The following is a 16,424-nucleotide window of genomic DNA, read 5'->3' as shown; positions in this document are numbered from 1 at the left end:
TTCGCCAGCCAGAAACTGTTCAGTAGAGGAAGATGATCACTGTGACCGAAGCAACCGCCACCGCGGGAGCACTGAAGCGCCTGACCGACGAGGGCGTCTCGATCTGGCTGGACGACCTGTCGCGCAAGCGGATCAGCACCGGCAACCTCGCCGCGCTCGTCGCGGAGAAGAACGTCGTGGGCGTGACCACGAACCCGTCGATCTTCCAGGCCGCCATCGGCTCAGGCGAGGGGTACGAGGAGCAGCTCGCCGACCTGGCCGTGCGGGGCGTCACGGTCGAGGAGGCCGTGCGGATGATGACGACGCAGGACGTGCGGGCCGCGGCCGATATCCTGCATTCTGTATACGATGTGTCACATGGCGCCGACGGCCGGGTCTCCATCGAGGTCGACCCCCGCCTCGCCCACCACACCGCCGCCACCGTCGCCGAGGCCAAGCAGCTCTTCTGGCTCGTCGACCGCCCCAACGTGATGATCAAGATCCCGGCGACGAAGGCCGGTCTCCCGGCGATCACCGCGGTCGTCGCGGAGGGCATCAGCGTCAACGTCACGCTGATCTTCTCCCTGGAGCGCTACCGCGAGGTCATGGCCGCCTACCTGGCCGGCCTGGAGCAGGCCGCGGCCAAGGGCCTGGACCTCTCCACGATCCACTCCGTGGCCTCCTTCTTCGTCTCCCGCGTCGACAGCGAGATCGACAAGCGGCTGACGGTCATCGGCACGGACGAGGCGCTCGCGCTGAAGGGCAAGGCGGCGCTGGCCAACGCGCGGCTCGCCTACGAGGCGTACGAGCAGGTCTTCGCCGGCGAGCGGTGGGCGGCTCTGTCCGCGGCGGGTGCCAACAAGCAGCGCCCCCTGTGGGCCTCCACCGGCGTGAAGGACCCGGCGTACAAGGACACCCTCTACGTCGACGAGCTGGTGGCCCCCGGCACCGTCAACACCATGCCGGAGGCGACGCTGAACGCGACCGCCGACCACGGTGACATCCACGGCGACACGGTGACCGGCGGCTATGCGCAGGCCCGTGCCGACCTGGAAGCGGTGGAGCGGCTCGGCATCTCCTACGACGAGGTGGTGGGCAAGCTGGAGGACGAGGGCGTCGCCAAGTTCGAGGTGGCCTGGCAGGAGCTGCTGGACGCCGTCACGAAGTCCTTGGACAGCAAGGGAGTTGAGGCGTAATGAGCGAGACCGCCAAGGAGGTGCGGGTGCCGGTGGTGCCCGCCGCCGACTGGGACAACCCGTTGCGCGACCCGCGCGACCGGCGACTGCCCAGGGTCGCGGGCCCGTCGGGCCTGGTCATCTTCGGGGTGACGGGCGACCTGTCCCGCAAGAAGCTGATGCCGGCCGTCTACGACCTGGCCAACCGCGGACTGCTGCCGCCGGGCTTCTCGCTCGTCGGCTTCGCCCGCCGGGACTGGGAGGACCAGGACTTCGCGCAGGTCGTCCACGACGCGGTGCGCGAGCACGCCCGGACCCCGTTCCAGGAGGAGGTCTGGCAGCAGCTGGCCGAGGGCATGCGGTTCATCCCCGGTGACTTCGACGACGACACGGCGTTCAAGCAGCTGAAGGCGGCCGTCGACGAGCTGGACGGGTCCCGGGGCACCGGCGGCAACTTCGCGTTCTACCTCTCCGTGCCGCCGAAGTTCTTCCCGAAGGTCGTACGGCAGCTGAAGAAGGTCGGCCTGGCGACCCCGCCGGCGGGTTCCTGGCGGCGGGCGGTCATCGAGAAGCCGTTCGGCCACGACCTGGCGTCGGCACAGGACCTGAACGCGATCGTCCACGACGTGTTCGATCCGGACCAGGTGTTCCGCATCGACCACTACCTGGGCAAGGAGACCGTCCAGAACATCCTGGCGCTGCGCTTCGCCAACCAGATGTACGAGCCGGTCTGGAACCGGTCGTACGTCGACCACGTGCAGATCACCATGGCCGAGGACATCGGCATCGGCGGCCGCGCGGGGTACTACGACGGCATCGGCGCGGCGCGTGACGTGATCCAGAACCACCTGCTCCAGCTGATGGCCCTCACCGCGATGGAGGAGCCGATCGCGTTCGACGCGGACGCGCTGCTCACCGAGAAGCTGAAGGTCCTGAAGTCGGTGCGGCTGCCGGAGGACCTGGGGCGGCACACCGTGCGCGGGCAGTACGCCGAGGGCTGGCAGGGCGGCGAGAAGGTGATCGGCTACCTGCAGGAGGAGGGGATCGACCCGAAGTCGAAGACCGACACCTACGCGGCCGTCAAGCTGGGCATCGACAACCGCCGCTGGGCGGGCGTCCCCTTCTACCTGCGCACCGGCAAGCGGCTCGGCCGCCGGGTCACCGAGATCGCGGTGGTCTTCAAGCGGGCCCCGCACTCCCCCTTCGACTCCACGGCCACCGAGGAGCTCGGCGCGAACGCGATCGTCATCCGCGTCCAGCCCGACGAGGGCATGACCGTCCGGTTCGGCTCCAAGGTGCCCGGCACCTCGATGGAGATCCGGGACGTGACGATGGACTTCGCCTACGGCGAGTCGTTCACGGAGTCCAGCCCGGAGGCGTACGAGCGGCTCATCCTGGACGTGCTGCTCGGCGACGCCAATTTGTTCCCTCGTCACCAGGAAGTGGAAGAGTCCTGGAAGATCCTCGACCCGATCGAGACGTACTGGGCAAAGCATGGTAAGCCCGCACAGTACCCGTCGGGCAGCTGGGGACCGCAGGAAGCCGACGAGATGCTCGCACGAGACGGACGGAGCTGGCGCAGGCCATGAAGATCGACCTGACCGACACAACGGCAAGCAAGATCAACAAGGCGCTGGTGCAGGGCCGCCGCGCCATCGGCACGCCCGCCGTGGGCATGGTCCTGACGATGGTGATCGTCACGGACGAGGAGAACGCCTACGACTCGATCAAGGCGGCCGAGGAGGCCTCGCACGAGCATCCCTCGCGCACCCTGGTCGTCATCAAGCGGCACGCCCGCACCCTGCGCGACCGCACCGCGTCCCGGCTGGACGCCGAGGTCCGGGTCGGCTCCGAGGCCGGTACCGGCGAGACGGTCGTGCTGCGCACCTACGGCGAGGTCTCCGACCACGCCGACTCGGTGGTGCTGCCGCTGCTGCTGCCGGACGCCCCGGTGGTGGTGTGGTGGCCGGTGGAGGCCCCGGAGACGCCGTCCAAGGACCCGCTGGGCGCGCTCGCCCAGCGCCGGATCACCGACCTGTACGCGGTCGACCGGCCGATGGAGGTCCTGGAGACCCGCGCCCGCAACTACGCGCCCGGCGACACCGATCTCGCCTGGACCCGGCTCACCCTGTGGCGGTCCATGCTGGCCGCCGCCCTGGACCAGGCCCGGATCGACGTGACCTCGGCGGCCGTGGAGGCCGAGGCGGACAACCCCAGCGCCGAACTCCTCGCCCGCTGGCTGGAGGCGCGCCTGAAGGTCAAGGTGGACCGCGTGGTCTCCCCCGGCCCGGTCGTCACGGCCGTACGGCTCGGCACCGCCAACGGCGAGATCCGCATCGACCGCCCCGAGGGCCCGCTGGCCAGCCTGACCCTGCCGGGCCAGCCGCCGCGCACCCTCGCCCTGAAGGTCCGCTCCACCTCCGAACTGATCGCCGAGGAGCTCCGCCGCCTCGACGCGGACGAGATGTACGCCGTCGCCCTGCGGGGCGAGGGCACCAAGGAGACCGTCTCCCATGCCTGACACCCCCGAGCTCACCCGGCGGCCCGAGTGGGCCGCCCTGGAGGACCACCGGGCCGAGGGACAGCCCGTCCTGCGTGAGCTGTTCGCGGCCGACCCGGCGCGCGCCGAGCGGTACGTCGTACGGGTCGGCGACCTGTACATCGACTACAGCAAGCACCTGATCACGGACGAGACCCTCGCCCTGCTCCGGGAACTGGCCGCCGCCACCGACGTGTTCGGGCTGCGGGACGCCATGTTCCACGGCGAGAGGATCAACATCACCGAGCGGCGGGCGGTGCTGCACACCGCGCTGCGCGCCCCGCGCGACGCGGTGGTCGAGGTGGACGGGGTGAACGTCGTCCCGGGCGTGCACGCCGTGCTCGACAAAATGAGCGCCTTCGCCGAGCGGGTCCGCTCGGGCGAGTGGACCGGCCACACCGGCAAGCGCATCCGCAACGTGGTCAACATCGGCATCGGCGGCTCGGATCTCGGCCCCGCGATGGCCTACGAGGCCCTGCGGGCCTTCACCGCACGGGACTTGACGTTCCGGTTCGTGTCCAACGTGGACGGCGCCGACCTGCACGAGGCGACCCGCGACCTGGACCCGGCGGAGACGCTGTTCATCGTCGCGTCGAAGACGTTCACCACGATCGAGACGATCACCAACGCGACCTCGGCCCGCACCTGGCTCCTCGACGGGCTCGGAGGCGACGAGAAGGCCGTGGCCAAGCACTTCGTGGCCCTGTCGACGAACGCCGGCAAGGTCACCGAGTTCGGCATCGACCCGGACAACATGTTCGAGTTCTGGGACTGGGTCGGCGGCCGCTACTCCTACGACTCGGCCATCGGCCTCTCCCTGATGATCGCGATCGGCCCGGACCGCTTCCGCGAGATGCTGGACGGCTTCCACCTGGTCGACGAGCACTTCCGCACCGCCCCCGCCGAGTCCAACGCGCCGCTGCTCCTCGGCCTGCTGGGCGTCTGGTACGGCAACTTCTTCGACGCCCAGTCGCACGCGGTGCTGCCGTACAGCCACTACCTGTCCAAGTTCACCGCCTACCTGCAGCAGCTGGACATGGAGTCCAACGGCAAGTCGGTGGACCGGGAGGGCCGGCCGGTGCAGTGGCAGACCGGTCCGGTGGTGTGGGGCACGCCGGGCACCAACGGGCAGCACGCGTACTACCAGCTGATCCACCAGGGCACCAAGCTGATCCCGGCGGACTTCATCGGCTTCGCCGAACCCGTCGCCGAGCTGAGCGGTGAACTCAAGGCCCAGCACGACCTGCTGATGGCGAACTTCTTCGCCCAGACCCAGGCGCTGGCCTTCGGCAAGACGGCCGACGAGGTCCGCGCGGAGGGCGTGGCCGAGGAGCAGGTGGCGCACCGCACCTTCAAGGGCAACCACCCCACCACCACGATCCTCGCCCGCGAGCTGACCCCGTCGGTCCTCGGCCAGCTCGTCGCCCTCTACGAGCACAAGGTCTTCGTGCAGGGCGCGGTCTGGAACATCGACTCCTTCGACCAGTGGGGCGTGGAGCTGGGCAAGGTGCTCGCCAAGCGCATCGAACCCGCCCTCACCGACGGCGCCGACGTGCCCGGCCTCGACCCGTCCACCACCGCCCTCGTCTCGACGTACCGAACGCTTAGGAAGTGAATGACATGCAGCTCGGACTGATCGGCCTCGGCAAGATGGGCGGCAACATGCGCGAGCGGATCCGCCGCGCAGGGCACACCGTCATCGGCTACGACCGCAACGCCGACGTCTCCGACGTCAAGTCCCTCGAGGAACTGGTCGAGAAGCTCGACGCCCCGCGCACGGTGTGGGTGATGGTCCCGGCCGGCCACGCCACCCAGTCCGTCGTCGACGAGCTCAAGGACCTGCTGTCCGAGGGCGACACGGTCGTCGACGGCGGCAACTCCCGCTGGACGGACGACGAGAAGCACGCCGCCGAACTCGGCATCAAGGGCATCGGCTTCGTCGACGCCGGAGTCTCCGGCGGTGTGTGGGGCCTGCAGAACGGCTACGCCCTGATGGTCGGCGGCGACAAGCAGCACGTCGAGCGGCTCCACCCGATCTTCGAGGCGCTCAAGCCGGAGGGCCCGTACGGCTACGTCCACGCCGGCAAGGTCGGCGCCGGGCACTTCTCCAAGATGGTCCACAACGGCATCGAGTACGCCATGATGCAGGCCTACGCCGAGGGCTGGGAGCTCCTGGAGAAGGTCAAGTCGGTCGACAACGTCCGCGAGGTCTTCCGCTCCTGGCAGGAGGGCACCGTCATCCGCTCCTGGCTGCTCGACCTCGCGGTCAACGCGCTGGACGACGACGAGCACCTGGACAAGCTGAAGGGCTTCGCGCAGGACTCCGGCGAGGGCCGCTGGACCGTCGAGGCGGCGATCGACAACGCGGTGCCGCTGCCGGCGATCACGGCCTCCCTCTTCGCGCGGTTCGCGTCCCGCCAGGACGACTCCCCGCAGATGAAGATGATCGCGGCGCTGCGCAACCAGTTCGGCGGCCACGCCGTCGAGTCGAAGTAGGTGTGCCGTGGGGGACCTCCTCCTGGTCCGCCACGGTGAGACGGAGTGGAGCGTGTCGGGCCAGCACACCAGCTGGACCGACCTGCCCCTCACCCAGCACGGCGAGGAACAGGCCAAGTCCCTCGCCCCGCTCCTCACCGACCGGACCTACGCACTGGCGCTGGCCAGCCCGCTGGACCGCGCGATACGCACGGCCGAACTGGCCGGTCTGACCGGGGTCGTGCCAGACCCCGACCTGCACGAATGGGACTACGGCGGCTACGAGGGCATCACCACCGCGGAGATCCACCGCACCCGCCCCGACTGGTACCTGTGGACCGACGGCGTGCCCCCGGGCCCGGAGGGCCATCCCGGCGAGTCGCCGGAGCAGATCCGCGCGCGGGCCGACCGGGTGCTCAGGAAGGTCGAGACGGCGCTCAACGGCGGCACGGGTGACGTGATCGTGGTGGCCCACGCCCACTTCCTGCGGGTGCTGACCGCCCGCCGCCTGGGGTTGCCGCCCGCCGAGGGCCGGCTGTTCCAGCTGGCGACCGGGACGGTCAGCCGGCTCTCCACCGAGCACGGGTGGCCCGTGATCGCCGAGTGGAACAAGCAGCCGTAGGACACCCCACGACGGCCCGTCAGTGACAACTGACGGGCCGTTTCGGCGTATTGGCCATCGGTGACCGCCACGCAGATGTTTCTACGGCCCATTTCCTAACCCCTTGTCGAAAGTCCCGCGAAGCCCATAGCCTGACGCCGCGCCGGTGCCGTCGTACGCCCCGGCCCGGCCGTGACGGGATGGGAGGGGCAGCCGCGTGAAGCGCACATCGCGTGACATCCGCACCGCGAACCGCTACGAGGTGCTGCGCCAGATCATCGCCCGCTCCCCCACCTCCCGGCAGACGCTGGCGGCCGCCACCGGACTGAGCGTCGCCACGGTCGCCACCCTCGTCGGTGAACTGCTCGACCTCCGAATGATCACCGAGGACGGCTTCGAGGACTCGGCCGGCGGTCGCCCCCGGGGACTCGTCGCCGTCAACTCCGCGGGCGGCGCGCTGATCGGCGTCGACATGGCGGAGACGTACGTCCGGGTGGAACTGTTCGACCTGGGGCTGAACGTGCTGGCCCGCGCCGTGGAGGAGACGCGCCCCGGGGAGAGCCGGCCCGAGCAGGCGGTCGGCCAGGTGGCCGCGGCCGTCGGCTCGGTGGTCGCCCAGGCCGGCGTCGAGGGCGCGCGGGTGCTGGGCGTCGGGGTGAGCGTGCCGGGGCAGGTGGACCGGGCCACCGGCATCGCCGAGTACGCGCCCAACTGGGACTGGCACGACGTGCCGTTGCTCGGCCTGCTCGCCGAGCACATCGCCTACCCGCTCCACCTGGACAACCCGCTGCGGGCGAGCGCGGTGGCCGAGTTGTGGTTCGGGGCCGCGCGCGGGCGTGAGGACGCCGTGGTGGTGAACCTCGGCACGGGGGTCGGGGCCGGGCTGGTGCTCGGCGGCGGGCTGTACCGGGGCGTGAGCAACAGCGCCGGCGAGTGGGGTCACACGACGCTCGTGCTCGACGGGCGGCTGTGCCACTGCGGCAACCGCGGCTGCGTGGAGACCTATGTCGGCGCCCCCGGGATCATGCTCAACCTGCGCGAACTGAGCCCCCGCTCCGCACTGTTGCACCCGGAGGACCAGACGGCCACCGTGGGCGCGCTGGCCCGGGGTCTGGCGGACGGCGACCCGGTGGCGGTCGCGGTCGTCCGGGACACGGCCCGTTACATCGGTGCCGGCATCGCCAACCTGGTCAACCTGCTCAACCCCGAACTGGTCGTGCTCAGCAGCTGGGTGGCCCGCAAGCTCGGCGAGCCGCTGCTGGCGGAAGTGCGCGAGGCGGTCCGGCGGCACGCGCTCGGGCGGCCGTTCGCCGCCACCGAGATCGCCCTCTCCCCCATCCCCACCGACCCGGTCTGCCTGGGCGCGGCCACCTTCGCCCTGGAGGGCGCCCTGCAGGCGGTCGGCCGGCGGGGCCCGAAGCGCACCACCGGTCCCGCAAGGAGCCGTACCGCACCACCTTCATGACGACGGAAGGGATGCACATGTCACACCCGAACCGCAAGAGATCGGTCTTCCTGACGGCCGCGGCCGCACTGGCCGTCGCCGGACCCCTGATATCCGCCCCGCCCACCTCGGCGGCCACCGCCACCGCCGCCGCGCCCGCTGCCGAGGTCTCCGCGCACGCCGCCCAGACCATCGACGACATCGGCGCCTCGGGCGCGTGGTGGGTCAACGACCTGCAGAACTTCTCCCCCAAGGTCCAGGCCCGGGTGGCGAAGCTGCTCTTCTCCAAGCAGGGCCTGGACCTCAGCTCGTACCGCTACAACATCGGCGGCGGCGGGGTCGCCGTCACCACCCCGGCCCGGGCCGCCGAGGACTTCCTGAACGCCGACGGCTCCTACGACTGGAGCAAGGACAAGGGCGGCCGGACCTTCCTCACGTACGCCGCGAAGTACGGCGTCGAGGACCTGATCGGCTTCGTCAACAGCGCGCCGGCCCGGTGGACCACCAACGGGCAGAGCTGTGGTGGCCGGTTGAAGGCCGAGGACGAGGGCGCCTACGCGGACTACATCGCCGACGTCACCGACCACTTCGCCCGCCAGGGCGTGGGACTGGACTACATCAGCCCCTTCAACGAGCCGGACAACGACTTCGGTTCGTGCGGCCAGGAGGGCATGCAGGTCACCGTCGACCAGCGCGACGACATCGTGCGGGCGCTCGGTGCCGAGCAGCGGGCCCGGCACCAGAAGACGTCGGTCATCGCGGACGAGTCGAGCCGGACCACCCAGTTCGTCTCCGAACTCCCGCAGTGGATCTCGCAGCCCGGCACCGCGCAGTACGTGTCGGCGCTCGCCCACCACACCTACGACAACCCCGGCGACGGGCAGCTCGCCAATGTCTACGAGACGTCGAGGGCGGTCGGCCAGAAGTCCTGGGCCAGCGAGATCTGCTGCTTCGGCAAGGGCTCGACGGGCTGGAACCAGGAGTACGACCCTTCCATCGACAACGCCCTGCTGATGTCCCGGATCATCTACAAGGACTTCGCGAGCGCCCACGACTCCGCCTTCCAGTGGTGGGTGGCGCTGGCCAGCGGCTACGGCACCGACCCGTACGCGAAGAACGACGACGGCTGGAACGACGGCCTGGTCTACTACGACCCCGACTTCGCGGCGAACGGCAACCAGACGCTGTACTTCACCAAGCGGTACTACGCGCTCGGCCAGTACAGCAAGTTCGTCAGACCGGGCTCGGTCGCGCACAACGTGACCGGGGCGCCGGACGGCGTCGAGGTGTCGGCGTACGACAGCGGCGGGACGTGGGTGGTCGTGGTCAACAACCACAACACCACCGACACCCCGTTGAGCCTGCACTTCAACAACGCGGCACCGGTGAGGGCCAGGCAGGCGGTGCGCACGTCGGCCACCGAGGACTGGGCCGGCGTCGCGAAACCGTCGGTGACGGCGGGGACGGCCTCGGCCACCCTCGCCGCCCGCTCGGTCACGACCTACGTCTTCGACCAGAAGGGCCACGACACTTCGGCCGTCACCGGCGCGCTGGCGGGCAGGCAGTCCGGCAAGTGCCTGACGGCGGGCGCCTCCGGGGCCGCGATCGCCACCTGCACGGGCGCGGCGGACCAGTCCTGGTCGTACGACGCGAAGGGCACCCTGAAGGGCCCGAACGGCTATCTGACGGCCTCCGGTTCCGGCCTCACCGCCGTCCCCGACCCCACGGGTGACGCGAGCCAGCGCTGGCTCCTGAACGCCAACGGGCAGATCCTCAGCGAGGCGTCCGGCAAGTGCCTGGACGTGAGCGGGCAGGCCACCGCCGACGGCAGCAAGGTGATCCTCTACAGCTGCAACGGCGGCTCCAACGAGGCCTGGACCAGGCAGTAACCGTCCGCCTCGGCGCGGACCGAGGGCCGCCGGCCACTCCCTGACCCGGCGGCCCTCAACTCGCCCTGCCTTCCGCTCTGTTCGTCATCCCGAACCGGGTGCAACGTTTCACGCAGACTTCGTCCAACCTCTTGCCGAAGCATTAGCCGAAGGTTAACGTCCCGCTCCGCGACGCATTTTCAGCCATCTGGTTTCCGAGGTCCCACGGGCCGTAGAGACACCGCCGCACTCGACAGACAAGGACGTCAGCATGTCGGCACTCAGCAACAACAACTGGTCCCGCCGGTCCCTCTTCCGCGCGGCAGCGGGCATGGCCGCGGCCGGCACGCTGGCCGCGTGCGGCAGCAACAACGGGAGAGGCGGGGGGAGCGGCTCGGGGACGCAGCTCACCCAGTACTTCCACGCCTACGGCGAGGCGGGGACCGAGCAGGCCCTCAAGCGCTACGCGGCGGCGTACAAGAAGGCCGACGTGAACACCAACTGGATCACCGGCAACAACTTCGAGTCCGCGCTCTTCGCGGCCCTGCTCACCGAGAAGGCGCCCGACGTCTTCGAGTTCCACCCGCAGCTCCAGCTCGTCAAGAGCGGCCAGGTGGCGGACCTGAGCGACCTCATCGACCCGGTCAAGGACGACTTCAACCCGAACGACATCAACTCCCACACGGTCGACGGGAAGATCTACGGGATCCGGATGATCGACGACCCGCAGTTCTTCTACTACCGCAAGTCGATGCTGGAGAAGGCCAAGGTCGAGGTGCCCACCACGCTCGACGAGTTGGTGGAGGCCGCCGCCAAGCTCACCACCAGCAAGGTCAAGGGCGTCTTCCTCGGCAACGACTTCAGCGCGATCCAGAACCCCATCATCTGGTCCGCCGGCGCCGACACCATCAACGACAAGAACCAGATCGCCTACCACACGGACGGCGTCGTCGAGGGGCTGAAGACCCTCCGGAAGCTGTTCACCAGCGGCAACGTACTGCTCGACGCCCCGACCGACTTCTGGGACCCGTCCTCGCTCAACCAGGGCCTGTGCGCCATCCAGTGGGGCGGCATGTGGTCCATGCCGGCCATGCAGCAGGCCCTCGGCGACGACCTCGGCATCTTCCCGTTCCCGAAGATCGGCAGCGCGGGCAAGCTGTCCGTCTACAACGGCGGCTGGTCGATCTTCGTCAACGCCAAGGGCAAGAACGTCGACGCGGCCAAGGAGTACGTCAAGTGGCTGTGGATCGACCAGAAGCAGTACCAGGAGGACTGGGCCACCTCGTACGGCTTCCACATCCCGCCGCGCACCTCGATCGCCGGCGGGGCCACCAAGCTCAAGTCCGGCCTGGCGGCCGAGGGAGTGAAGCTCTTCACCGACTACGGCCACTTCGACAACATCGCCTACGACCAGACCATGCAGACCGCGTTCGCCGAGGTGATCGCGTCCTCCGTCCGCAAGAACGGCAGCCCCGAGGCGGCGCTCGACACCTGCGACAAGAAGGTCGACGTCGAGCTCAAGAAGCTGTTCGGATAGGCCGCCGGGAAGACCACGACATGTCGACCACCACCACACGCGGGGTCGCCCAGCCCGCCCCGGCCGAGGCCTCCGCGGCCCGGCCGCGGCGGGGCCTGCGGGGCAACCCGACCGTGAACTTCTGGCTCTTCACCGGGCCCTTCCTCGTCGGCCTGGCGATCTTCGTCGTCGTGCCGATCGGCTGGAGCTTCTGGCTCAGCTTCTTCGACGCCCGCTACACCGTCACGCCGAGCCATTTCATCGGCCTCGACAACTACAGGCAGATCCTGACCAACAGCGGCTTCCCCGACTCGCTGCTGACGTTCACCGTGTTCGCCGCGTTCATCGTGCCGACCACCTGGGCACTGTCGCTGGGGCTGGCGCTGCTGGTCAACCGGCTGCGGTTCATGCGGGCGTTCTTCCGCTCGGTGTTCTTCCTGCCGACCGCCGTCTCCTACGTCGCCGCCGCGCTGATCTGGAAGATGTCCATCTTCAGCGGCGTCCGCTTCGGACTCGCGAACACGGTCATCGGCTGGTTCGGTGCCGACACCATCGCATGGATGTCCAACCCCACTCCGCCCTGGTACTGGCTGGTCATCGTGACCCTGCGGCTGTGGATCCAGTCGGGCTTCTACATGATCCTGTTCCTGGCGGCGCTGCAGAACATCCCGGCCGAGCTGTACGAGGCCGCCGCCATCGACGGTGCCAAGCCGGGCTGGCAGACCTTCCGGCACATCACGCTGCCCCAGCTGCGCGCCACCTCGACCGCGGTGATCCTGCTCCTGCTGATCGCCGCCTACCAGGCGTTCGACGAGTTCTTCAACATCGTCGGACAGAAGGCGACCTGGGCCCAGACACCGCTCATGGTGCTCTACAAGACGGCCCTGGGCACCAGCCAGGACTACGGCGCGGGCAGCGCCGGCGCGGTCGTCCTGTCGCTGCTCATCTGCCTCGTCACTCTGGTCCAGGGCAAGTTCATGGGGTTCGGAAGGGGTGAGGAGTCCAAGTGACCACCACCGCACCGCAGGCCGATAAGCGACGCGGCAAGGGCCGGGGCGTCCTCGGCAACACGGGGCTGTACGTCGCCGTCGGCGTCGCCGCCCTGCTCTTCCTGATCCCCTTCTACCTGATCGTCCGCAACGCGCTCTCCACGGACCTGGAGATCACGGGCGAGAACTGGAAGCTGCTGCCCTCCTTCCAGTGGGGCAACATCTCCGAGCTCTTCGACGACCCCACGGTCGACTTCGGCCGTTCCATGGTGAACTCGCTGGTCGTGGCCGTCCTGACCACGGTCGGCACGCTCCTGGTGTGCTCGCTGGCGGGCTACGGCCTGGCCCGTATCCCGTACAGGCACGCCAACAAGGTCTTCTACGCCGTCCTGGCGACCCTGATGGTCCCCACCGCCGTCACCTTCGTGCCCAGCTTCGTGCTGGTCTCGTCCCTCGGCTGGGTGGACACCTACCGCGGTCTGATCATCCCGGGGCTGTTCAGTGGTTTCACCTGCTTCCTTTTCCGGCAGTACTTCCTCGGATTCCCGAAGGAGCTGGAGGAGGCGGCACGCGTGGACGGGCTCGGCTACTGGGGCGCGTACTGGCGGATCGTCGTACCCAACTCGCTGAACTTCTTCGCGGCGATCGCCACGATCACGTTCATCAGCGCGTGGAACTCCTTCCTGTGGCCGCTGGTCATCGGCCAGGACCCGAGCTCCTGGACCGTACAGATCGCGCTCTCCTCCTTCATGACCAACCAGACCGTCAACTTCCACCTGATCTTCATGGCCACCGCCATCTCCATCCTCCCCCTGGTGTTCGTGTTCCTCTTCCTCCAGCGCTGGCTGGTGCAGGGGATCGCGCAGACCGGGATCAAGGGCTGAGCCGCCTCGAACCACCCCTGGAACCACACCTCGCACACACCCTCGAAAGACCTGGAGACCGATGTCTTTCCGCTCTGCCACGGCTGTCGGCTACGTCGAGGACGTCTCGCCGGGCTCCGGGGCCCTGCCGCCCCGCGCCTGGTACCCCGCGTCGGACGCCGCGTCCCTCTCCCTGAACGGCGGTTGGCGTTTCCGGCTGTCGCCGACGGCGGACGCGGAGGACGACTCGTTCGCCGCGCCGGGGTACGACGCCGGCGGCTGGGCGGAGGTGTCGGTCCCGGGTCACTGGGTGCTCCAGGGGCACGGCGCGCCGATCTACACGAACCACCTCTACCCGTTCCCGGTCGATCCGCCGAGGGTCCCGACCGAGAACCCCACCGGTGACCACCTGCGGTTCTTCGACCTGCCGGACGGGTGGGACCCGGCCGACGGCGGGATCGTGCTGCGCTTCGACGGCGTCGAGTCCTGCGCCCGGGTGTGGGTGAACGGCACGGACGTCGGCGAGTTCAAGGGCTCGCGGCTGCCGCACGAGTTCGCGGTCGGGCATCTGCTCAGGCCGGCCGGCAACGTGCTGGCCGTCCGCGTGCACCAGTGGTCGGCGGGCTCCTACCTGGAGGACCAGGACCAGTGGTGGCTGCCCGGCATCTTCCGGGACGTGACCCTCCTGCACCGCCCGCCCGGCAGCGTCCGTGACTTCTTCGTGCACGCCTCCTACGACCACGTCGGCGGCGTGGGCACGCTGCGCGTCGACTCCGACGTGCCCGGCAGGGTCACCGTCCCGGAGCTGGGCGTCGACGTCGCCACCGGCGAGCCGGTCACCGTCCCGGTCGAGGCGTGGACGGCGGAGACCCCGCGGCTGTACGACGGGGTGCTGGCCACCGAGGGCGAGCGGGTGCCGCTGCGGATCGGGTTCCGGACGGTCGAGCTCGCGGACGGGCTGATCAAGGTCAACGGCAGGCCGGTCCTCTTCAAGGGCGTCAACCGGCACGAGTGGCATCCCCGAAAGGGCCGCGCCCTCGACCTGGAGACCATGCGCGCGGACGTGCTGCTGATGAAGCGGCACAACATCAACGCCGTCCGCACCTCCCACTACCCGCCGCACCCCGCGTTCCTCGGCCTGTGCGACGAGTACGGCCTGTGGGTGATCGACGAGTGCGACCTGGAGACCCACGGCTTCACCGAGCAGGCCTGGCGGGACAACCCCGTCGACGACGACCGCTGGACCCCGGCACTGCTGGACCGGGCGGCCCGGATGGTCGAGCGCGACAAGAACCACCCCTCGGTGGTGATCTGGTCCCTGGGCAACGAGGCCGGCACCGGGCGGGGCCTGACCGCGATGGCCGAGTGGATCCACGGCCGGGACGCGTCGCGGCTCGTGCACTACGAGGGTGACATCGACTGCCGTGACACGGACGTCTACTCACGGATGTACGCCGACCACGCCGAGGTCGAGCGGATCGGCCGGAGGCTGGACGGCGGCACCCATCGGCGTCGTCAACTGCCCTTCATCCTCTGCGAGTACGGGCACGCGATGGGCAACGGCCCCGGTGGCCTCGCCGACTACCAGCGGATCTTCGAGTCGCACGACCGGCTGCAGGGCGGCTTCATCTGGGAGTGGATCGACCACGGCATCGAGGACGAGCGGTACGGCTACGCGTACGGCGGTGACTTCGGCGAGGAGTTGCATGACGGGAACTTCGTCTGCGACGGACTGGTCTTCCCGGACCGCGAGCCCTCTCCCGGGCTGGTGGAGTACAAGAAGGTGATCGAGCCCGTCCGCCTCGACGGCGACGGCGCGGACAGCACCCTACGCGTCACCAACAGGTACGACTTCGCCGATCTGTCCGCGCTGGACTTCGAGTGGTCGTACCAGGTCGCCGGGGAGAGTGTGGCGTCGGGGTCGTTGGCCGTACCGCCGCTGGCGGCCGGTGAGTCGGCGGAGGTCAAGCTGCCGGAGCCGCCGGTCGCCGTCGGCGGCGGCGAGACGCAGTGGACGGTGCGGGCGGTGCTGGCGGCGGACACCGGCTGGGGGCCGCGGGGACACGTGGTCGCCTGGGGTCGGTGCCCGGTCTCGGGGCGGCAGTTGCCGTCCTTCGCCGCGTCCGCGGGACCCGTGGTGTCCGGCGACGGGTCGATCAGCCTCGGCCCCGCCGTATTCGACGCCCGCAGCGGGGCGCTGCGGAGCATCGGATCGGTGGCGGTGACCGGACTGCGGCTGGACGTGTGGCGGGCGACGACCGACAACGACGACGGTGCCGCCTGGCAGAGCGACATCCGCTACGGCACGCTGTGGCGGAAGTTCGGCCTGCACCGGATGCGGCACCGCCTGGACGCGGTGGAGCCGTCCGCCGACGCCCTGACCGTGCGCACCCGGGTGGCGCCCGCCGCCTGGGAGTTCGGGCTGGCCACCGAGTACCGCTGGACCACGGACGGCAGCCGCCTCCGACTCACCGTCTCCGTGACCCCGGACGGCGACTGGACGGTGCCGCTGCCCCGGCTCGGCGTCCGCTTCGGACTGGCGGCGGCGGACCGGGTGCAGTGGTTCGGCGGCGGGCCGGGCGAGGCGTATCCGGACACCAGGGCGGCCTCGCTGGTGGGCCGTTGGCAGTCGACGGTGGACGAGATGCAGACGCCGTATCTCCGTCCGCAGGAGAACGGGGCCCGCGCGGACGTCCGTTGGGCGGAGCTCGGCGGACTGCGCATCGAGGGCGACCCGGAGTTCTGGTTCACGGCCCGCCGCTGGACCACCGAACAGCTGGACGCGGCCGCGCACCGCAGCGACCTCACCCCCGGCACTGCATCCGACAGCGGCTCCGCCGCGGGTGTGTGGGTCAACCTCGACCACGGCCAGCACGGCATCGGCTCGCAGTCCTGCGGGCCGGGTGTCCTGCCGCAGTACCAGCTCCATGCCGCACCGGCCGAGTTCTCCTTCGTGTTCTCGGACATCGGCTGAT

General features: G+C 69.7%; 12 protein-coding genes. All 12 read left to right on the top strand.

Annotated features, from left to right (window positions below; translation table 11 throughout):
* The first annotated feature begins 32 nt into the window (after positions 1-32).
* The 12 genes from tal (at position 33) to ACFY0K_RS23470 (ending at position 16,423) form a co-directional block, all read left to right on the top strand.
* Positions 33-1,175 carry a transaldolase gene (tal, locus tag ACFY0K_RS23525; protein ID WP_390641506.1) on the top strand — a complete coding sequence of 381 codons (1,143 nt, stop codon included), beginning with the start codon at positions 33-35 and terminating at the stop codon, positions 1,173-1,175.
* Positions 1,175-2,743, top strand: coding sequence for a glucose-6-phosphate dehydrogenase (zwf, locus tag ACFY0K_RS23520; protein ID WP_390641505.1), 1,569 nt, complete (start codon positions 1,175-1,177; stop codon positions 2,741-2,743). Before tal ends, zwf begins: the two co-directional genes overlap by 1 nt.
* Positions 2,740-3,675: a glucose-6-phosphate dehydrogenase assembly protein OpcA gene (gene opcA, locus ACFY0K_RS23515; protein ID WP_390641503.1), complete on the top strand. Its 936-nt coding sequence runs from the start codon at positions 2,740-2,742 to the stop codon at positions 3,673-3,675. Before zwf ends, opcA begins: the two co-directional genes overlap by 4 nt.
* Positions 3,668-5,308 carry a glucose-6-phosphate isomerase gene (gene pgi, locus ACFY0K_RS23510; RefSeq protein WP_390641502.1) on the top strand — a complete coding sequence of 547 codons (1,641 nt, stop codon included), beginning with the start codon at positions 3,668-3,670 and terminating at the stop codon, positions 5,306-5,308. The genes opcA and pgi overlap by 8 nt, the downstream gene beginning before the upstream one ends.
* 5 nt (positions 5,309-5,313) lie before the next feature.
* Positions 5,314-6,189: a phosphogluconate dehydrogenase (NAD(+)-dependent, decarboxylating) gene (gene gnd / locus ACFY0K_RS23505; RefSeq protein WP_351959367.1), complete on the top strand. Its 876-nt coding sequence runs from the start codon at positions 5,314-5,316 to the stop codon at positions 6,187-6,189.
* A 7-nt stretch (positions 6,190-6,196) separates the two neighbouring features.
* Complete coding sequence (locus ACFY0K_RS23500; protein ID WP_390641501.1) at positions 6,197-6,790, top strand: histidine phosphatase family protein; 594 nt, start codon at positions 6,197-6,199, stop codon at positions 6,788-6,790.
* 196 nt (positions 6,791-6,986) lie between these two features.
* On the top strand, positions 6,987-8,234 hold the full coding sequence (locus tag ACFY0K_RS23495; protein ID WP_390641499.1) for an ROK family protein: 1,248 nt from the start codon (positions 6,987-6,989) through the stop codon (positions 8,232-8,234).
* An 11-nt stretch (positions 8,235-8,245) separates the two neighbouring features.
* A complete protein-coding gene (locus tag ACFY0K_RS23490) occupies positions 8,246-10,102 on the top strand; it encodes a glycoside hydrolase (RefSeq protein WP_390641498.1) in 1,857 nt (618 codons plus the stop codon).
* Positions 10,103-10,352: 250 nt separating this feature from the next.
* A complete protein-coding gene (locus ACFY0K_RS23485) occupies positions 10,353-11,618 on the top strand; it encodes an ABC transporter substrate-binding protein (RefSeq protein ID WP_390641497.1) in 1,266 nt (421 codons plus the stop codon).
* A 20-nt stretch (positions 11,619-11,638) separates the two neighbouring features.
* Positions 11,639-12,607: a carbohydrate ABC transporter permease gene (locus tag ACFY0K_RS23480; RefSeq protein ID WP_390641496.1), complete on the top strand. Its 969-nt coding sequence runs from the start codon at positions 11,639-11,641 to the stop codon at positions 12,605-12,607.
* Complete coding sequence (locus tag ACFY0K_RS23475; RefSeq protein WP_390641495.1) at positions 12,604-13,470, top strand: carbohydrate ABC transporter permease; 867 nt, start codon at positions 12,604-12,606, stop codon at positions 13,468-13,470. The genes ACFY0K_RS23480 and ACFY0K_RS23475 overlap by 4 nt, the downstream gene beginning before the upstream one ends.
* A gap of 61 nt (positions 13,471-13,531) precedes the next feature.
* On the top strand, positions 13,532-16,423 hold the full coding sequence (locus ACFY0K_RS23470; protein WP_390641493.1) for a glycoside hydrolase family 2 TIM barrel-domain containing protein: 2,892 nt from the start codon (positions 13,532-13,534) through the stop codon (positions 16,421-16,423).
* Position 16,424: the final 1 nt, after the last annotated feature.

Source organism: Streptomyces sp. NPDC001507 (genome assembly GCF_042894765.1).
GTDB lineage: Bacteria > Actinomycetota > Actinomycetes > Streptomycetales > Streptomycetaceae > Streptomyces.
The sequence above is the reverse complement of the archived record's forward strand: the minus strand, read 5'-3'. Positions and strand labels throughout refer to the sequence as shown.